Source organism: Hydrogenophaga sp. ZJX-1, from assembly GCF_048590325.1.
GTDB lineage: Bacteria > Pseudomonadota > Gammaproteobacteria > Burkholderiales > Burkholderiaceae_C > Hydrogenophaga.
Window position 1 is genome coordinate 395664 of the sequence record NZ_JBMBRA010000003.1, and the last position, 17025, is coordinate 412688.

General features: G+C 65.3%; 21 protein-coding genes and 1 pseudogene. 6 read left to right on the forward strand and 16 right to left on the reverse strand.

From position 1 onward, the window contains the following. Positions 1-22: 22 nt before the first annotated feature. Positions 23-1054, forward strand: a complete 1032-nt coding sequence (locus ACN5W5_RS10695; protein ID WP_420048513.1) for a CDP-6-deoxy-delta-3,4-glucoseen reductase — start codon at positions 23-25, stop codon at positions 1052-1054. Positions 1055-1100: 46 nt separating this feature from the next. Next, positions 1101-2075 carry a Bug family tripartite tricarboxylate transporter substrate binding protein gene (locus tag ACN5W5_RS10700; protein ID WP_420048514.1) on the forward strand — a complete coding sequence of 325 codons (975 nt, stop codon included), beginning with the start codon at positions 1101-1103 and terminating at the stop codon, positions 2073-2075. A gap of 47 nt (positions 2076-2122) precedes the next feature. Here the strand turns inward: ACN5W5_RS10700 and ACN5W5_RS10705 are convergent, their stop codons facing one another. The 6 genes from ACN5W5_RS10705 to ACN5W5_RS10730 all read right to left on the reverse strand — a co-directional run bounded on the left by ACN5W5_RS10705 (position 2123) and on the right by ACN5W5_RS10730 (position 7034). Then, the gene (locus ACN5W5_RS10705) at positions 2123-2728 is read right to left on the reverse strand and encodes a hypothetical protein (RefSeq protein ID WP_420048515.1); all 606 of its coding nucleotides are present in this window, start codon (positions 2726-2728) and stop codon (positions 2123-2125) included. Positions 2729-2883: 155 nt separating this feature from the next. After that, positions 2884-3486, reverse strand: a complete 603-nt coding sequence (locus ACN5W5_RS10710) for an SCO family protein (RefSeq protein ID WP_420048516.1) — start codon at positions 3484-3486, stop codon at positions 2884-2886. Further along, positions 3483-4391: a heme o synthase gene (gene cyoE, locus ACN5W5_RS10715; RefSeq protein WP_420048517.1), complete on the reverse strand. Its 909-nt coding sequence runs from the start codon at positions 4389-4391 to the stop codon at positions 3483-3485. Before cyoE ends, ACN5W5_RS10710 begins: the two co-directional genes overlap by 4 nt. Continuing rightward, positions 4391-5542, reverse strand: a complete 1152-nt coding sequence (locus ACN5W5_RS10720; protein ID WP_420048518.1) for a COX15/CtaA family protein — start codon at positions 5540-5542, stop codon at positions 4391-4393. The genes cyoE and ACN5W5_RS10720 overlap by 1 nt, the downstream gene beginning before the upstream one ends. 153 nt (positions 5543-5695) lie before the next feature. Next, complete coding sequence (locus ACN5W5_RS10725; RefSeq protein ID WP_420048519.1) at positions 5696-6367, reverse strand: SCO family protein; 672 nt, start codon at positions 6365-6367, stop codon at positions 5696-5698. Further along, positions 6348-7034 carry an SURF1 family protein gene (locus ACN5W5_RS10730; RefSeq protein WP_420048740.1) on the reverse strand — a complete coding sequence of 229 codons (687 nt, stop codon included), beginning with the start codon at positions 7032-7034 and terminating at the stop codon, positions 6348-6350. The genes ACN5W5_RS10725 and ACN5W5_RS10730 overlap by 20 nt, the downstream gene beginning before the upstream one ends. A gap of 164 nt (positions 7035-7198) precedes the next feature. Here ACN5W5_RS10730 and ACN5W5_RS10735 point away from each other — a divergent pair, with 164 nt between their 5' ends. After that, complete coding sequence (locus ACN5W5_RS10735; protein ID WP_177133654.1) at positions 7199-7444, forward strand: twin transmembrane helix small protein; 246 nt, start codon at positions 7199-7201, stop codon at positions 7442-7444. 86 nt (positions 7445-7530) lie between these two features. On the opposite strand, the gene ACN5W5_RS10740 is transcribed toward ACN5W5_RS10735, so the two are convergent. From ACN5W5_RS10740 to ACN5W5_RS10775, 8 genes and pseudogenes are all read right to left on the reverse strand, one after another. Then, a complete protein-coding gene (locus ACN5W5_RS10740; protein ID WP_177133656.1) occupies positions 7531-8412 on the reverse strand; it encodes a cytochrome c oxidase subunit 3 in 882 nt (293 codons plus the stop codon). A gap of 70 nt (positions 8413-8482) precedes the next feature. Then, a complete protein-coding gene (locus tag ACN5W5_RS10745) occupies positions 8483-8692 on the reverse strand; it encodes a DUF2970 domain-containing protein (RefSeq protein ID WP_177133658.1) in 210 nt (69 codons plus the stop codon). Further along, the gene (locus tag ACN5W5_RS10750; RefSeq protein WP_177133660.1) at positions 8689-9297 is read right to left on the reverse strand and encodes a cytochrome c oxidase assembly protein; all 609 of its coding nucleotides are present in this window, start codon (positions 9295-9297) and stop codon (positions 8689-8691) included. The genes ACN5W5_RS10745 and ACN5W5_RS10750 overlap by 4 nt, the downstream gene beginning before the upstream one ends. Before the next feature lie 33 nt (positions 9298-9330). Continuing rightward, positions 9331-9441, reverse strand: a complete 111-nt coding sequence (locus ACN5W5_RS10755; protein ID WP_218179350.1) for a cytochrome oxidase small assembly protein — start codon at positions 9439-9441, stop codon at positions 9331-9333. Between the two features lie 22 nt (positions 9442-9463). Continuing rightward, entirely contained in the window at positions 9464-11083 is a 1620-nt protein-coding gene (gene ctaD / locus ACN5W5_RS10760) for a cytochrome c oxidase subunit I (RefSeq protein ID WP_210828662.1), read from the reverse strand. A gap of 49 nt (positions 11084-11132) precedes the next feature. Beyond that, positions 11133-11933, reverse strand: a pseudogene (coxB, locus tag ACN5W5_RS10765) (cytochrome c oxidase subunit II); the annotation flags it as partial. A gap of 176 nt (positions 11934-12109) precedes the next feature. Beyond that, complete coding sequence (locus tag ACN5W5_RS10770; RefSeq protein WP_177133664.1) at positions 12110-12592, reverse strand: DUF2244 domain-containing protein; 483 nt, start codon at positions 12590-12592, stop codon at positions 12110-12112. A gap of 198 nt (positions 12593-12790) precedes the next feature. After that, entirely contained in the window at positions 12791-13699 is a 909-nt protein-coding gene (locus ACN5W5_RS10775; RefSeq protein ID WP_420048520.1) for a biotin synthase, read from the reverse strand. A gap of 58 nt (positions 13700-13757) precedes the next feature. On the opposite strand from ACN5W5_RS10775, the gene ACN5W5_RS10780 reads away from it, so the two are divergent. The 3 genes from ACN5W5_RS10780 to ACN5W5_RS10790 all read left to right on the forward strand — a co-directional run bounded on the left by ACN5W5_RS10780 (position 13758) and on the right by ACN5W5_RS10790 (position 15611). After that, entirely contained in the window at positions 13758-14495 is a 738-nt protein-coding gene (locus ACN5W5_RS10780) for a ComF family protein (RefSeq protein WP_420048521.1), read from the forward strand. Positions 14496-14668: 173 nt separating this feature from the next. Continuing rightward, entirely contained in the window at positions 14669-15142 is a 474-nt protein-coding gene (gene trmL, locus ACN5W5_RS10785) for a tRNA (uridine(34)/cytosine(34)/5-carboxymethylaminomethyluridine(34)-2'-O)-methyltransferase TrmL (protein ID WP_420048522.1), read from the forward strand. Between the two features lie 145 nt (positions 15143-15287). After that, positions 15288-15611: a hypothetical protein gene (locus tag ACN5W5_RS10790; protein WP_177133670.1), complete on the forward strand. Its 324-nt coding sequence runs from the start codon at positions 15288-15290 to the stop codon at positions 15609-15611. A 120-nt stretch (positions 15612-15731) separates the two neighbouring features. Here the strand turns inward: ACN5W5_RS10790 and ACN5W5_RS10795 are convergent, their stop codons facing one another. Continuing rightward, a complete protein-coding gene (locus tag ACN5W5_RS10795; protein WP_177133672.1) occupies positions 15732-16187 on the reverse strand; it encodes a MaoC family dehydratase in 456 nt (151 codons plus the stop codon). 199 nt (positions 16188-16386) lie between these two features. After that, positions 16387-17004 (reverse strand): AAA family ATPase, encoded by a 618-nt coding sequence (locus ACN5W5_RS10800; protein ID WP_420048523.1) that lies wholly within the window; start codon positions 17002-17004, stop codon positions 16387-16389. Positions 17005-17025: the final 21 nt, after the last annotated feature.

The window sequence follows — 17025 nt, forward strand, 5'->3', positions numbered from 1 at the left end:
CCAACCACCACTCGCCGCCAGTATGACATTCACCATCACCATCGAACCCAGCGGGCGCAGCTTCACGGCAGAGCCCACCGAAGCCATCCTGGCCGCGGGCATCCGACAAGGCATCGGCCTGCCCTATGGCTGCAAGGACGGCGCCTGCGGCTCGTGCAAATGCAAAGTGGTCAGCGGCCAGATCACCCACGGCCCGCACCAGGCCAAGGCCCTGAGCGCCGAGGAAGAAGCCGCCGGCTATGCGCTGACCTGCTGCGGCGTGGCCCACAGCGATGTGGTGCTGGAGTCGCGCCAGGTCACCGAAGCCGGTGCCTTCCCGATCAAGAAGATGCCGGTGCGCGTGAACCGGCTCGAACGCGCTTCGCACGACGTGATCGTGATGCACCTGCAGTTGCCCGCGTCCGACACCTTCCAGTACCACGCGGGCCAGTACATCGAGTTCCTGCTGCGCGACGGCGACCGCCGCAGCTATTCCATGGCCAACGCGCCGCACACGCAAGCGGGCCAGCCGGCCATGGAACTGCACCTGCGCCACATGCCGGGCGGCAAGTTCACCGACCACGTGTTCGGCGCCATGAAGGAGAAAGACATCCTGCGCATCGAAGGGCCTTACGGCAGCTTCTACCTGCGCGAGGACAGCGACAAGCCGGTGATCCTGCTGGCGTCGGGCACCGGTTTTGCGCCCATCAAGGCCATCCTCCAGCACATGCATTTCAAGGGTATCCAGCGCCCGACCACCGTGTACTGGGGCGGCCGGCGCCCGGCCGATCTTTACCACCACGACTGGTTGCTGGCCCAGGCCGCCGCGATGCCCAACCTGCACTACGTGCCGGTGATTTCCGATGCGCTGCCCGAAGACGGCTGGACCGGCCGCACGGGCTTCGTGCACCTCGCGGTGCTGCAGGATTTCCCGGACCTGTCTGGCCATCAGGTGTACGCGTGCGGAGCCCCCATCGTGGTCGAATCGGCGCGCACGCAATACAGCGCCGAGGCGGGCCTGCCGCCCGAGGAGTTCTACGCCGACTCGTTCACCAGCGAAGCAGACAAGCTGTGACCGCCGCCTTCAACCCGTTCCAACAACAACCCCAGGAGACCACCCCATGTTGAACCGCCGCCACCTCGTCACCACCGTTGCGCTGGCCACGTCCGCGCTGATGCTGCCTGCGCTGGGGCAGGCCCAGAGCACCACCCGCATCGTCGTGCCGTTCGGCGCCGGTGGCCCGATCGACCAGACTGCGCGCGTGCTGGCCGAAGCCGTGAAAGGCTCGCTGGGCACCGTGATCGTGGAGAACCGGCCGGGCGCGGGCGGCAACATCGGCGTGAGCGCTGTGGCCAAGGCGGCGCCCGATGGTCTGACCATCGGCATCGCCACGACGGCTTCGCACGGCATCAACCCCTGGCTGTTCAGCAAGCTGCCCTACGACCCGGTGAAAGACTTCGCGCCGGTCACGCAGATGCTGAGCGTGCCCAACGTGCTGGTGATGAACGCCGAGACCGCCCAGCGGCTGAACATCCACACCCTGGCCGACCTGATCCGATACGCCAAGGCCAACCCGGCCAAGCTGAATTACGGCTCGGGTGGCAACGGCAGCGCCGGCCATCTGGCGGGTGAAATGTTCAAGAACCAGGCGGGCGTGTTCGCCGTGCACATACCCTACAACGGTGGCAACCCGGCCCAGCTCGGCCTGCTCTCGGGTCAGGTCGACTTCAACTTCGACAACCTGGCCACGGCATCCGCCAACATCCGCGCCGGCAAGCTCAAGGCGCTGGCCGTCACCACCGCGCAGCGCACGGCCACCATGCCCGACGTGCCCACCGTTGCCGAAACCCTGCCCGGCTTCAGCATCGATACCTGGTGGGGTCTGGTGGTGCCGGCGGCCACGCCCGCCGACACGGTGCGCAAGCTCAACGCCGCGTTCACCCAGGCCCTGCAGAGCCCGGACGTCAAGGCGCGGTTCGCGATGCTGATGGCCGAGCCGGCGCCGAGCAGCCCGGAACAGTTCGGCCAGTTCATGAACGCCGAGCGCACCAAGTACGAACGGGTCGTCAAACTCAGCGGCGCCAAGGTGGACTGAGTCTGATCCGGCACAGTCCGCGCCGCATGGCGCCGGCTGTGCCGCGATCAGACGGCGCCAGCAGACAGCTGCGTGCCAGTGGAGGGCTGTGACTGGAACTCGGTCAGGGCCTCGCCCAGGTCGGATGCCATGTCACCGACAAAATCTTCTGCATCGTCGTAGAAGTTGCCACCGAAGCCGCCCCCGCGCGTCGTATCGTTGTCCTTGCGGCTCACCAGCAACGATCCCGAGACCGCGTCGACGGCATCCAGTTGCACCTCCAAGGTTCCTTTCCCGATTCCGGAAAAAGCCAGTACACCCCATCGCAGAGCGCGGTTTCCGGGGTCGTATGTCACCTTGACGTTCACCAACGCCACACCTTCGGACTTGCCCGGGTCAGTCGTGAGCACCCGGTAGCCCTGATCCTCCAGCTCTTCCCTGATGATCTCCGGGAACTTGGCTTCGAGTTCTTTTTTGTGCGTCAGCCGGTTGTCATCGGGATCGGCATCTTGCAAGGTTACCGAGATGCTGGAGATATAGGTTTGTGGGTACTTCCTGCCGGCTTTCATGGCGGCTTCACGGAGCTCGTCCGGATCAACACGGTGAGAGCCGCACGCGGCGACGACAGACAACAGCACAGCGGCACAAACGCTTTTGGCGACGGACTTGAACACGAAACGCACCTCCCCAGGCAATTTTCACATTGGTTGGATCGGGCCCCATGCCTTTGCATTGGCGCCAAGGCGACCGGACCCACGTATCCATTTTCAGGACCGGTGGAGTATAGGGGCCGTGCCCGAGCAGCTCAGCGGTGAGCCGGCCGATTGGCCTACTTCAGCAGCTTCTTCACGTCATCGGCCAGCGCCTGCGCACCGCTGCCGTAGCGGTGGTAGAGACGGATGCGTCCTTGCGGGTCGTACACGTAGCTGCCCGCTGAGTGGTCCATGGTGTAGCTGGTCGGGGTCTTGCCTTCGACCTTCTTGTAATAGACCTTGTAGCTCTTGGCCAGATCGGGCAGCGCATCGGGCGCGGCGTAGAGCGCGAGGAAGCTGGGGTCGAAGCTGGCCATGTAGGCCTTCATCACCTCGGGTGTGTCGCGCTCGGGGTCGACGCTGATGAACAGCCCCTGCAGCCGTTCGCCATCGGCACCGAGCAGCTGTCGGGCCTGCGCCAGCTCGCCCAGCGATGTGGGGCACACGTCGGGGCACTGCGTGAACCCGAAAAAGACCACCACCGCCTTGCCCTTGAAGTCGGCCAGCGTGCGGGTCTGGCCGTTGTGGTCGGTGAGCGAGAAACCGGTGGCGTAGTCGGCACCGGTGATGTCGATGCCCGAGAAGCCCGTGGCGGTGGCGTCGGCGGGTTTGTCGGAGCAACCTGCCAACATGGCCAGGGACAGGCCGGCCAGCAGAAGGAAACGGCGAACGGAATTCATGGCAGGTAGTGATCTATAAGAAGTGCTGCGAACAGCAGCGACAGGTGGATCAGCGAGAAGCGGAAGGTCTTGCGCGCCAGCGTGTCCGAATACTCCCGCCAGAGCGCAAACGCATAGCCGGAGAAGCCGATGCTCAGCACGACGGCCATGACCAGATAGAACCAGCCGCTCATGCGCATCACGAAGGGCATGAGGCAGGCGGCAAACAACACAAAAGTGTAGAGCAGGATCTGCAGCCGGGTGAAGTCCGAACCGTGGGTCACGGGCAGCATCGGCAGGCCGGACTTGCGGTAATCCTCGACGCGGTAGAGCGCCAGCGCCCAGAAGTGCGGCGGTGTCCAGAGGAAGATGATCAGGAACAGGATGAGGGCTTCTGGCGAGACCACGCCCGTCATGGCGGCCCAGCCCAGCACCGGCGGCATGGCGCCCGAGGCACCACCGATCACGATGTTCTGCGGCGTGAGCGGCTTGAGGATCACGGTGTAGATCACCGCGTAGCCGACAAAGGTGGCGAAGGTCAGCCACATGGTGAGCGGGTTCACGAGGAAGTACAGGATGGCCGAACCCAGCGCACACAGCACCGCCGAGAACGAGAGCGTCTGCACGTTGGAGAGCTCACCCTTGGCGGTGGGGCGCCAGGCGGTGCGCCGCATCTTGGCGTCGATCTGCTGTTCGACCACGCAGTTGAAAGCCGCTGCCGCGCCGGCCACAAGCCAGATGCCGAACGAGGCGATGGCGGCCAGCTGCACCTGCTGCCAGGACGGCACACCGGGCACGGCCAGCACCATGCCGATCAGGGCGCAGAAAACGATGAGCTGGATCACGCGCGGCTTGGTCAGCGCGTGGAACTGGCGCCAGACCGGGGTCGGCTGGGCGGTGGCGGGGGTGGTGGGCGCGGTGCTCATCAGGTCGGTCGGGAAACATTGAATGGGGAGGCGCTCACGGTGTTCACCGCAGTGCGGGTTCCAGAGAGGGCACCGGTCATGACAATCACGAGGGCTGCGGCACCGCCGGTGTGGCCAACCGCCGCCAGCAGCGGCCAGTCGAGCACCACGTTGGCCAGCCCGCTGAGCACCTGCAGGCCGGCCAGCGCCAGCAGGGTGCGCGCCGTGCCGCGCAGGGCCGGCACCGCCCAGAGCCGCCACGCCAGCCAGCCCAGGGCAGCCAGCACCACGTAGGCGGTGAGACGGTGCACGTAGTGGATGGCGGTCAGCGCAGCGAACGGAATGGCCTCGCCCGAGCGGCTCAGCCCGAGTTCGCGCCAGAGCGAAAAGCCCTCGCGCAGATCCATGCTGGGCCACCAGCTGCCCTGGCAGGTGGGGAACTCGCTGCAGGCCAGCACGGCGTAATTGGTGCTCACCCAGCCGCCAAGCGCGATCTGCAGCCACAACAGGGTGAACACCAGAACCAGCGCAACACGCGTGCCGCTGTGCAAGGCCACAGGCCCGGGGTGGGCGGGCTCGGCCTGCGCGTAGCCCACGGCCTGCGCTCGCAACAAAGCCAGCAGCGCCAGTCCGCCCAGCAGGTGCATGGTGACGATGGCCGGGAACAGCTTCATGGTGACGGTGAGCGCACCGAACGCACCTTGCAGGCAGACCCAGACCAGCGTGGCCAGCGGCCACCAGAACGACACCGCCAAGCGCCGACGTTCAACCCAGCTCACGCTGGCCAGTACGAGGATCAACACCCCGACGGCGGTGGCCAGGTAGCGGTGGATCATCTCGATCCAGGCCTTGGAGAACGTGACCGGTCCCGTCGGCATGGCTTCCTGCGCGGCCGCGATGGACGCATTCGCGCCCACCGGACTCACGCTGCCGTAGCAGCCTGGCCAGTCGGGGCAACCCAAACCCGAGTCGGTCAGGCGCGTGAAAGCACCGAAGAGCACCAGGTCGAAGGTGAGAAACAGGGTGATGAGGGTCAGCACACGCAGGCGTTGCGCGGGTGCGGCATCGCGGTTGCGCAGCCACACCCAGGCCAGCGGTCCGAGCGCGAGCACCACGCCCAGCAGCATGATGCGGGCGATGGGGGCGAGGTCGTACAGCGGTTGCGCGTCCATGTCACTGGTTCCTGAACGGCACGGATACCCATGCCCCCGGCGCGAGATGCCCCAGGCCAGAGATACCGTGGAACCGGCTTCGCCGGGCCACGGGTATCGCCCCCTTGAGGGGGGATGCGGCTACGCGAAGCGAGCAAGCAACGGGGGTGGTCCTCATCTTCCGGCCTTGTCCCAGAACGCGGATGCGCGCAGCAGGCGGTCCAGATCGCTCTTGGCCCTTTTGGGGTCCAGCGGCGCGGGGAAGCGCATCATCCAGTTGCCCAGCGGATCCACCAGATACAGGTGGTCTTCCAGGCGCTGGCCCGGCGCTGGTTGCAGCCATTCGGCCAGCTGCTGCGCGTCCACCTGCAGCACCTGTGCCGCGGCCGTGGCCTGACGCAAGGGTTCACCGAGCTCCGCACCGCCCGTGCGCAGCCAGACCCAGTCCAGCCGGTCTTTCTCCTTGCCCAGGGTCTCGCGCAGCTGGCGCTGCAGATAGAGGTGTTGCTGGCAGGTCTCGTTGCAGGCGCTGTCCGCCACACTGATGAGCAGCCACTGGTCCTTGAGCGTCGTCAGCGGCACGGCCTGCCCCAGGGCGTTGACGCCGGTGAACGCCGGCAAGGGACGCTGCGGCTGGATCAGCTCGCCATAGTTGCGGCGACCTTCCGGTCGGATCACGTAGTAGGTGATATACGAGGCAACCACGGGCGCTGCGCTCACGAGCAACAGGAGCAGCATCTTCCAGCGGCCGGCGCGCGTGCTGGCGGCGGCCTGGGCGCTCGCCTGGTCCAGCTGGGGCAGGCTGTGCACGGTCAGCATCAACGGTTCATCGGGCTTCTGGGCCATGGGGGGTGCGCTTTCGGCGGGGGGAAATGAATTGGAACCAGACATAGAGAACACCGGCCAGGGTGCACAGGCCAAACCACTGGAAGGCGTAACCATGGTGTTTTTCGACACCGGCTGCGACACGCGGCCAGTCGCGCTGCAGGCCGTCGTCTGCGTTGCCGGTCTGCAGGACCGAGACGTCCAGCAGAGACACGCCGAACGCCAGGGCCAAACCGGGGATGTCGACATTTTGCCGGATTGGCCCAGAGCCTGACTCACCCAGCTCGAAAAGCCTGCCCGGTGGTGGTGCCAGGCGCCCTTCGAGGCGGACATCGCCTTCTGGCGTATCCACCGCCGGCACGCGGCTGCGGTCGTTGAAGTCGCGCGCCACCCAGCCCCGCTGAACCAGGATCGCGCGGTCGCTGCCGGCCAGTCGCAGCGGTGTGATCACAAAAAAGCCCACCCTGGCGTTCATCTGCCGGTTGTCGAGAAACAGGGTGGCGCCCTGCACCCAGCGGCCACTGATTTGCACGGGACGGTGCAGGCCGGCCTGAGGGTCGAGTGCCTGCAAGAGCTCACGGGTCGACCAGGGTGCCAGATGGCCCCGCTGTTCGATCTGGTCCTGCAGCGCGCGCTTCTGCCCGGCACGGTCCAGCTGCCAGAAACCCAGCGCGGCGGTCACCGCCATCGTGACGACGGTGGCCAGCGTCACGACCCAGAAACGCGCGGGCCGGGCGCTCACTGGACTACCCTCCGTGCTGCGCACTGCGGGGCAGAGCGTCTTCGGAGCGGCCGAGCGACGCTCATGCAACAGCACCCGCGGAGATCACAAACAAACCGATAATTGATCGCATGAAATACCTTGTCATCGCGGCCTTCGTCGCCATCATCGGCAGCCTGGCGGCTGCGCTGGTCTTCATGATGCGCGGCGGCGCCAGCGAAACCGGAGAAGATGGCAAAACGGCCGCCCCGCGCAAGAACCACATGGCGCGGGCACTGGCCTTCCGGGTGGGATTCTCCATCCTGCTGTTTGTTGCGGTGCTCGTCAGTTACCTGATGGGCTGGATACAGCCCACCGGCCTGCCCTTGCAGCGCTGAGCCGGGGCCATGACGGACAAGAAAAAAGCGCCTGCTGGCGCTTTTTTCTTGTCCGTCCGGAACGCTTTCGCGCCCCGTGCCCGGACTCACATCCAGTAAACAAGGATGTAGAGACCCAGCCAGACCACGTCCACGAAGTGCCAGTACCAGGCGGCGCCTTCAAAGCCAAAGTGGCGATCGGCACTGAAGTGGCCTTTTTGCAGGCGCAGCGTGATGAACAGCAGCATCAGCATGCCGACAAACACGTGGAAGCCGTGGAAGCCCGTGAGCATGAAGAAGGTCGAGCCGAAGATGCCCGACGACAGCTTGAGGTTCAGTTCGCTGTAGGCGTGGGCGTATTCGTAGCCCTGGACGAACAGGAACACGATACCCAGCAGCACCGTCATCCACATGAAGGCGATGGTCTTGCCACGGTTACCCGCCTGCAGCGCGTGGTGGGCGATGGTCAGCGTCACGCCCGAACTCAGCAGCAAAGCCGTGTTGATGGTGGGCAGCCAGAACGGCCCCATGGTCTGGAACGGCTCGATGATGCCGGCAGGCGAAGCGGTGGCACCGGCCTGCAGGCTGGGCCACACCGAAGTGAAGTCGGGCCAGATCAGCGAGTTTTCAATGTTGCCCAATGCCGGCACCGAGTGGGTACGGGCCCACCACAGCGCGGTGAAGAAGGCGCCGAAGAACATCACTTCGGAGAAGATGAACCAGCTCATGCTCCAGCGGAACGACAGGTCGATCTTGCGCCCGTACATGCCGCTCTCGCTCTCGCCGATCGCCTGGCCAAACCACTGGAACAGCACGATGAGCCAGAAGGCCATGCCAAACGCCAGCGAGTACATGCCCCACTCGGCGCCGTTGACCCACTGACCTGCGCCCAGGATGACAAAAAACAGGCCAATGGCCGCCATCACCGGATGGCGCGATGGCCCCGGGACGAAGTAATAAGGCGTTGTGCCGTGTGCTGCTGCTGACATGCTCTCTCCTATGTACTGAACGCTTGTATGAATAGCTGGAAGAATGAAAAGTGTGTTCGGTAACCGGGGCTCAGGGCACCACCCAGTTCACCAACAGAATCAGGCCAACGACAAAAAGCACGGCCATGATCACGCCCACCACCAGGATGTGGATGGGGTTGAGCTTGGCAATGTCGCTCTGGTAGTCGGCATTGCGGCGCACGCCCAGAAAGCCCCAGAGCACGGCTTTCACGGTGGCGCCGATGGAGCCTTTGCGCCGGTGCAGAGGAACCTGGGTCATACCGGATCCGCCGGTTGGGCGACGGGCAGCGTGTGCACCGCCACGTCCTGGGGCGCCGCCGGCACCTTGCCGCCCACCTCGAAGAAGGTGTAGGACAACGTGATGGTGGTGACGTCCTTGGGCAGGCGCGGATCGATCACGAAGGCCACCGGCCATTCCTTCTTTTCGCCCGCCTTCAACGTGTACTGGGTGAAGCAGAAACACTCCAGCTTGTTGAAATGGGCGGCCGACTGCTTGGGCGCGTAACTCGGAATGGCCTGCGCGGCCATGGTGCGGTCCTGGATGTTCTGGAACTCGTAGACCACGGTGGTGAGTTCGCCCGGGTGCACCTGCAACGAGCGCACCGCCGGCTTGAAATGCCAGGGCCCGCGGGTGTTGACGTCGAACTCGACCGTGATGCTGCGCGTGCGGTCCACCTGGGTGTTGGCCGGCAGCGCCGCGCGCTGGCCGGGCACTTCGCGCTCGGCCAGCGCCAGCACGTTGATGCCCGTCATTTCACAGATGGCGTTGTAGATCGGCACCAGCGCATAGCCGAAGCCGAACATGCCCAGCGTGATCACGCCGAGCTTGCCCACCATCTTGAAGTTTTCGCGACGCAGTCCCATGGGTGTTCCGAAATAACGGGTGCCGGGTGGCGATCAGCCGCCGAGCAGCACCATCTTGCCCACGAAGCCGAGGAAAAAAACCAGCGCCACCGATCCCAGGATCAGGCCCAGGCGCAGGTTGTTCTTTTTTTGGTCAGATGTCATTTTTCCAACGATGGCCCGTGCTTCAGCCAACGATCCGGGTGGCGCTGGCGTCCAGCTTGGGTGGGTTCTCGAAGGTGTGGAACGGAGCCGGCGACGGCACTTCCCACTCCAGGCCTTCAGCACCTTCCCAGGGCTTCTGCGGGGCCTTGGCACCCTTGCCGCGCATGGCGGGCAGCGCAACTGCCAGGAAGAAATAGACCTGGGCAATACCGAAGGCAAAACCACCCACCGAGGCGATGGCGTTGAAGTCGGCGAACTGCATCGGGTAGTCGGCGTAGCGGCGCGGCATGCCGGCCAGACCCAGGAAGTGCATCGGGAAGAAGGTGACGTTGAAGGAAATCATCGACCACCAGAAGTGGATCTGGCCGCGGGTTTCGCTGTACATCACGCCGGTCCACTTGGGCAGCCAGTAGTAGATGCCGGCGAACATGGCGAACAGCGAACCGGCCACCAGCACGTAGTGGAAGTGCGCCACCACGTAATAGGTGTCCTGCATCTGGATGTCGATCGGGGCGACCGACAGGATCAGGCCGGTGAAGCCACCGATGGTGAACACGAAGATGAAGCCGACGGCCCACATCATGGGCGTTTCGAAGGTCATCGAACCCTTCCACATGGTCGCGATCCAGTTGAAGATCTTCACGCCCGTGGGCACGGCGATCAGCATGGTCGAGTACATGAAGAACAGCTGGCCCGTCACCGGCATGCCGGTGGTGAACATGTGGTGGGCCCACACGACGAAGGACAGGATGGCGATGGAGCCGGTGGCGTACACCATGGAGGCGTAGCCAAACAGCTTCTTGCGCGAGAACGCGGGCACGACCTGGCTCACGATGCCGAAGGCCGGCAGGATCATGATGTAGACCTCGGGGTGGCCGAAGAACCAGAAGATGTGCTGGTACATCACCGGGTCGCCGCCGCCGGCGGGGTTGAAGAAGCTGGTGCCGAAGTGGCGGTCGGTCAGCGTCATGGTGATGGCGCCGGCCAGCACGGGCATCACGGCGATCAGCAGGTAGGCGGTGATCAGCCAGGTCCAGCAGAACATGGGCATCTTCATCAGCGTCATGCCGGGCGCGCGCATGTTCAGGATGGTCACGATGATGTTGATCGAGCCCATGATGGACGAGGCGCCCAGGATGTGCATGGCGAAGATGCCGGCATCCATCGAGGGACCCATCTGCAGCGTCAGCGGCGCGTACAGCGTCCAGCCGGCCGCCGGTGCGCCACCGGGCATGAAGAACGAGGCCACCAGCATGATGGCCGCAGGAATCATCAGCCAGAAGCTGAAGTTGTTCATGCGGGCAAAGGCCATGTCGCCGGCGCCGATCTGCAGCGGGATCATCCAGTTCGCGAAGCCCACGAAGGCCGGCATGATGGCGCCGAACACCATGATCAGGCCGTGCATGGTGGTGAGCTGGTTGAACAGCCCGGGGTTGACCAGCTGCAGGCCGGGCTGGAACAGCTCGGCGCGGATCAGCAGCGCCAGCACGCCGCCCACCATGAGCATGGTGAAGGCGAACAGCAGGTACAGCGTGCCGATGTCTTTGTGGTTGGTGGCGTAGACCCAGCGGCGCCAGCCCGACGGGGCGTGGTGGTCGTGGTCATGGCCGTGCGCGTCGTGGTGGTCGAGAACTGCACTCATCGTTGATTCCTTGGATACTTTGAATTCTTCAGTCCACTGCTCACTTCGCAGCGACCACGGCCTTTTGTTGCTCGGTGACCCAGGCGGTGTACGCCTCGGCGCTCAGCACCTTGACGTGGATCGGCATGTAGGCGTGTTCCTTGCCACACAGCTCGGCACACTGACCATAGAAGTCACCGGTCTTCTCGGCGCGGAACCAGGTGTCGCGCACGAAGCCGGGGATGGCGTCCTGCTTGATGCCAAAGGCCGGCACCATGAAGGCGTGGATCACGTCGTTGGCGGTGGTGATGATGCGGATTTTCTTGCCCACAGGCACCACGAGCGGGTTGTCCACCTTGAGCAGGTAGTCGTCCGTCGCAGGCGGGTTGCCACTGTTGGACATCTCGCGGTGGCTGTTGTCCAGCGTCGACAGGAACGAGATGCCTTCGCCTTCGCCTTTGATGTAGTCGTAACCCCACTTCCACTGCATGCCTGTGGCCTTGATGGTCAGGTCGCTGTTGGTGGTGTCTTTCTGCGCCACCAGCACTTTGGTGGCGGGCAGCGCCATGCCGATCACGATCAGCAACGGAATGATGGTCCAGCCCAGCTCCACCCAGATCGGCTCGGACAGCGCCTGCGCCTTGTGGCCCACCGACTTGCGGTGCTTGACGATGGAATAGAACATCACGCCGAACACGACCACGAAGATGACGGCACAGATGGCCATCATGAACCAGTGCAGCCAGTGCTGTTCTTCGGCGATCTTGGTGGCTGGCGGCGCAAAGTTGAGCTGGTTGACCGCCGGGCCGCCCGGCAGGTCGTTGACCGCATGTGCCGCCTCCGTCACCCAGACGGCCGAGCCAAGGGCCATGGTCGCGGTCACCGACCGGAACCGGGACAGTGCGTTGCCGAGGAGCTTTCCTGCTTGATTGGTCATTCTCACTTTTTCCGCCTCAAATATAAGTATTGATTTATATCAATGCCAATTAGAACAAATTCCGTGCACCGCCCCACTCAGGGAATACCCAAACGCGCGACCCACACCTGTCAACCTTCTCTCAACGCCAGGGCGATTTCCCTGGCCAGCTCGGGCCTGAGGTCTGGCCGCAGGTAGCGGCCCACGTGAACCGCATGACCGCCCCCTCGAAGCTCGATCAACCCCTCTCGGCCCTGCCCGGTGTCGATCCGCACGCCCTGGCTCACGAACTCACACCGCCGCGTCTCACCCGCCATCTCCAGCTCCACCACCAGGCGACCGTCCCGCAGGCTGATGCGCTCCCGGTCGGTGGCGTGGCGGGCAAACACCAGAAAGGCCGTGCCCACCGCCATCAGCTCCACCGCCGTGAACGGCAGCACCAGCGTGGCGCCCTGCGACCAGAAGAATCCGGCCACACCGAGCGACACCCCGCACAAGCCCGCAAAAAACCAGCCCACCTGCTTCGGCGAGACCGAACAATTGCGCCGCAACAGCCAGAGCGTGCCCTCGGCAGACACGGTTGCCCAGCGGAAGGGTGGGAGGGATGGACTCATCCTTGCCTCGTCAGACCGGGCCCTGCGCGGCCCGCAGACCGGATCAGCCTTGCGGAGAAAACGCTCCGAAAGGTTTGATTTATGTCAATTGTAGCGGCCGGACACCCCGGTTTTTCTGGCGCCGCGGCCAAATTCTGCCCGTCCGTGCCTGGTTTTCCAGACCTAGCGACGACCCGGCAGACGATCCGGGAAGGCCTCTCAGCTGCGGCCGGCGCGCAGCATGGCGCGCATGTCCTCGACCGAAACCGACTGGGTGGGGCCCAGTGGCACACGGGGAGCGGGCTTGAAAGCGTGCCCGTAAATCACCTCGAAAGTGAGCAACAGGCGCCCATCGTCGGACCGTGGCAACCCGTCCTCGATCGCCCGGCACAGCTGGGCGTGCCAGCCCCGGGAACGCAGAGCCGGAAACCGCCCGGCGCTGAGGTTGCGCCCGAGTTCGCGCAGATCGCGCAGCAGGGGCTCTGCGCCGCTGTACGAGAGGTTGATGCGTTCCATGTCCATCACCGGCTCGGCAAACCCGCTGTGCACCAGCATGTCGCCCCAGTCGTGCATGTCGGTGAACGCATGCGCCGGATCGGGCCAGCCCGCCCGCGCGTACACCGCCCGCAGCTCACGCAGCGTGTCCGGACCGAGGCAGGAAAACATCAGAAAACCATCGGTCTGGATCCGGCTGTGCCAGCGTTTCAGCAGGTCCAGGGGCTGGGGTTCGTGGTGCAGGGCCATGTTGGCCCAGAGCATCGCCACGCGCGTGTCGTCGGTCGCCGGCTGCGGGTTGAAGGCGCGGCGCCAGTGGGCCGGGTTCCAGGACCGTTTCGCCGGCTCCAGCGTGGCCTGCAGGGCCCGCTGAATGTGCCGCGACTCGACATGGCACTCGGCCAGGGGCAGCTGCTCGCGCAGGCGCCGGTGCGCCGTCAGGCCACCGTCGACCGGCTCCCAATGCAGCCAGCTTGCGGGGGCATTCCGGAACCACTTCAGCCGTTCCGACATGCGTGTGGCCACCTCTTCGTGCAGCCACGGGCTCTGGGTCCGCGGATGATCGAGCCAGCGCGAGGCCGCGCGCGGATCCAGTCCGGGCACGGCAGAAGCGGTTTCAGGTGTGGTTTTCAAGGGTCGTGGTGCTCGCTCGGGCGCGCGTGTGCGGCGTCGGCGCCAGTATATTGGTCCCATGTCCGGCCGCCACCCTCTGTACCAGCTCATGCAGCGCCTGCCCGGCACCTGTCAGGTGTGTGGCCGCTGGCCTTCGTTGCCGGTGTGCCCGGCCTGCGAAACACGCCACGCGCCACCCGAGCCCCGCTGCCCGACCTGCGCCCGGCGCCTGCCGCCAGGCTCCACGCACTGCGGCGCCTGCCTCTCACAGAGCGAGGGCTCGCACGCGCACAGCCTGCAGACCCTGGTGGCCGCGGTGGACTACGCCTACCCGTGGGACGGCCTGATCGCCCGCTTCAAGTTCCGGGGCGAGCCCGGCTGGGCGGGTCCACTCGCCGCCCTCATGCTGCGCCAGCCGGGGGTGGGCGAGCTGCTGCGCGCGTGCGATGTGGTGGTGCCGGTCCCGGTCACCGCGGCTCGACTGGCCGAGCGCGGCTACAACCAGGCGTGGGAACTGATCAAGGCCTTGCGCCGACAGACGGCCGATACCCGGGCGCTGGCGCTGTCCGACGCCCTGGTGCGCATCGGCAACGCGCCCGACCAGCACCCGCTGCCCCGTGAACAGCGCCTGCGCAACCTGCAGGGCAGCTTTGTCACCCATCCGCACCACGTGGCCCGCCTGCAGAAAACCCACGTGCTCCTGGTGGACGACGTCAGCACCACCGGCACCACGCTCAACAGCGCCGCCCAGGCGCTGCTGAAGGCGGGCACCGGTCGTGTCAGCGCCCTGGTGCTGGCCCGAACCAGCGGCCACTGAATCTCACCGGCTTCTGATCAAAAGCAGGGACGGTTGCGATGGGCAACCAGGGACGGCGCGGTGCAACGGGAACACGCCGAATTGCGCTTATCATCGCGGCCAAGCAGGGAGCACACAAGGTCAGGCCAACGGCCCGACACCTTGCGCGCGCCACAGCACCTTGACCTGTCTTCATGTTCCACATCGTTCTCGTTGCGCCCGAAATTCCACCCAACACGGGGAATGTCATTCGGCTCAGCGCCAACACGGGTTGCACACTGCACCTGATCGAGCCCCTGGGCTTTTCGATGGACGACAAGCAGATGCGGCGAGCGGGACTCGACTACCACGAGTACACACAGGTCCGTCGCCATGCCGACTGGGCCCGCTTTCTCGAATCCGAACAACCCGACCCGCAGCGCCTGTTTGCCTGCACCACCCGCAGCAGCCGCAGCGTGTACGACAACCACTTCCTGCCCGGCGACTGGCTGGTCTTCGGTTCGGAAACACAGGGCCTGCCCGAAGCGGTGCGGTCGCAGTTTCCCGACAGCCAGCGTTTGCGCCTGCCCATGATCGAAGGCCAGCGCAGCCTGAACCTGTCCAACTCGGTGGCGGTGGTTGTTTACGAAGCCTGGCGCCAGCAGGACTTCGGGACCACACGTCTGTGAAAACCGTCACTTTGGCAATGGGGAGCCACACCCACACCGGCACCCAGGGTTCCAACACAATAACGAGCTTCCTTTGCCCGCGCCGAGCGAGACCCGCCGCCGCACCACCTGTCCCTGCGCCCCACCAGGTCGCCCGGAGGCCCGCTTGATTCCCACCATCGCCCGCATCATCAGGGGGACGCTCAGCCCGCGCTCGACCGCGCGCAAGACGCCCAGCCTGAAAGACATTCAAGTCATTCGCAACGCCCTGCTTCAAAGCGTGGAGGATTGCGACAGCGCGCCCGCGCAGCGCCTGCGCCACAAAATCGCCGCCACCCAGACCGCCAAGGAACTCTGGATGTTGCGCAACGACGCCTACCAGCTGATTTCGCAACAACACAGCCAGAGCGCGGCGGCAGCGCGCATCAACGACCTCATCTCGGCTTTCGAAGGCTGGCTCGAACCGAGCCAGCTGGTGCGCATCAAATAGCCGCGCGCTCGTGGCGCACACCGCCTGCATTCAAAGTGAGAACAAGGCGCGAAGCCGCAGTCAGTGCTTTGGCACGGCAAGGCTGCGCAACGCCGTTATCGCTTTGAGGGCCAATCGGTATCAGGGATAGCGCCGCACCAGCGACTCGGCCACACACACCGGCTTGTCCGAGCCCTCGCGTTCGACCGCCACCGACCACAGCATCTGCAGGCCGTCGCGCTCGATCGGCTCCGCGCTGAGCAGCGTGAGGTGCCCGCGCAGGCGGCTGCCCACCGGCACCGGCGCCGTGAAACGCACCTTGTTGAGCCCGTAGTTCACGCCCACGCCCGCCTGCCGGATCTCGAAGGACGAGTCGAAAAACACCGGCAGCAGTGACAGCGTGAGAAAGCCGTGTGCAATCGGCGCACCAAAGGGACCGGCGCGGGCCCGCTCCACATCCACGTGGATCCACTGGTGGTCCCCGGTGGCTTCGGCAAACCGGTTGACCTGCTCCTGGGTGATGGTGACCCAGTCGCTCACGGCCACTTCCTGGCCCACACACGCGGCCAGATCGGCCAGGGTTTCAAAGGTTTTCATGGCCGCGACTCTAGTCGGCCAACCCTGCTGCTGGTGTCGGCCGCGCGACAAGCTACCGCCGTGGATATCTGTTTTCAATGGCGCCGGAGCGCCACACCGATGCATGAAGGGGTGCAGCCCAGGGCACCGCCGGGCCGGCTTTGCCGGACGGCCAGTGCCGCCCCCTTGAGGGGGTCGCGCGCAGCGCGGCGGGGGTGTTTCAACTGTTCAACCAGTCGCAGATGCCCTGCCATTGCTGCAGGTCCTTCTCGACCCGGCTCGGCGAGACGTCGAACACCGTGAGACCGCGCGCGGCGAGGTGGATGTAGTTCTGCGTGTCGCGCAGGTAGCCCAGCACCGGCAAGCCGAGGCTGTCGACGAACTCGTGCAGCTTGTCGGCGGCGATGGTGCGCGCATCGACCCGCATGCCGACGATGCCGATGTCGAGCTGGTCGGCGTGCCGCGTCTCGGCCAGCTCGTCGAGAAACGCCCGGGTTGCGTAGATGTCAAAAATGCTGGGCTGCAGCGGCACCAGCACCTTGTCGGCCAGCTTGAGCACGTCCTTGAAGCGCCAGCCGTGCAGGCCGGCCGGGGTGTCGAGCACCACGTGCGAGGTGTCGCGCGGCGGGCGGGCGATCAGGTCGTGCGAGATGTTCCAGGTGGCGATCGGGCGGGCCGCCTCGGGCCGCAGCTTGAGCCAGAGCGCGGAGGACTGCTGGCGGTCCGCATCGCCGAGCATGACGCTGTGCCCCTGACTGGCGAAATAACCGGCCACGTTGGTGGACAGCGTGGACTTGCCCACGCCCCCCTTGGGATTCGCAACCACCACCACCGGCATACCGACCTCCTCGTTGTCTGA

Bases quoted from the DNA above. Each gene is read 5' to 3' on its own strand.
- ACN5W5_RS10695 (WP_420048513.1), top strand. From the start codon at position 23: ATGACATTCACCATCACCATCGAACCCAGCGGGCGCAGCTTCACGGCA.
- ACN5W5_RS10700 (WP_420048514.1), top strand. From the start codon at position 1,101: ATGTTGAACCGCCGCCACCTCGTCACCACCGTTGCGCTGGCCACGTCC.
- ACN5W5_RS10710 (WP_420048516.1), bottom strand. From the start codon at position 3,486: ATGAATTCCGTTCGCCGTTTCCTTCTGCTGGCCGGCCTGTCCCTGGCC.
- cyoE (WP_420048517.1), bottom strand. From the start codon at position 4,391: ATGAGCACCGCGCCCACCACCCCCGCCACCGCCCAGCCGACCCCGGTC.
- ACN5W5_RS10720 (WP_420048518.1), bottom strand. From the start codon at position 5,542: ATGGACGCGCAACCGCTGTACGACCTCGCCCCCATCGCCCGCATCATG.
- ACN5W5_RS10725 (WP_420048519.1), bottom strand. From the start codon at position 6,367: ATGGCCCAGAAGCCCGATGAACCGTTGATGCTGACCGTGCACAGCCTG.
- ACN5W5_RS10730 (WP_420048740.1), bottom strand. From the start codon at position 7,034: ATGGCGGTGACCGCCGCGCTGGGTTTCTGGCAGCTGGACCGTGCCGGG.
- ACN5W5_RS10735 (WP_177133654.1), top strand. From the start codon at position 7,199: ATGAAATACCTTGTCATCGCGGCCTTCGTCGCCATCATCGGCAGCCTG.
- ACN5W5_RS10740 (WP_177133656.1), bottom strand. From the start codon at position 8,412: ATGTCAGCAGCAGCACACGGCACAACGCCTTATTACTTCGTCCCGGGG.
- ACN5W5_RS10745 (WP_177133658.1), bottom strand. From the start codon at position 8,692: ATGACCCAGGTTCCTCTGCACCGGCGCAAAGGCTCCATCGGCGCCACC.
- ACN5W5_RS10750 (WP_177133660.1), bottom strand. From the start codon at position 9,297: ATGGGACTGCGTCGCGAAAACTTCAAGATGGTGGGCAAGCTCGGCGTG.
- ACN5W5_RS10755 (WP_218179350.1), bottom strand. From the start codon at position 9,441: ATGACATCTGACCAAAAAAAGAACAACCTGCGCCTGGGCCTGATCCTG.
- ctaD (WP_210828662.1), bottom strand. From the start codon at position 11,083: ATGAGTGCAGTTCTCGACCACCACGACGCGCACGGCCATGACCACGAC.
- ACN5W5_RS10770 (WP_177133664.1), bottom strand. From the start codon at position 12,592: ATGAGTCCATCCCTCCCACCCTTCCGCTGGGCAACCGTGTCTGCCGAG.
- ACN5W5_RS10780 (WP_420048521.1), top strand. From the start codon at position 13,758: ATGTCCGGCCGCCACCCTCTGTACCAGCTCATGCAGCGCCTGCCCGGC.
- trmL (WP_420048522.1), top strand. From the start codon at position 14,669: ATGTTCCACATCGTTCTCGTTGCGCCCGAAATTCCACCCAACACGGGG.
- ACN5W5_RS10795 (WP_177133672.1), bottom strand. From the start codon at position 16,187: ATGAAAACCTTTGAAACCCTGGCCGATCTGGCCGCGTGTGTGGGCCAG.
- ACN5W5_RS10800 (WP_420048523.1), bottom strand. From the start codon at position 17,004: ATGCCGGTGGTGGTGGTTGCGAATCCCAAGGGGGGCGTGGGCAAGTCC.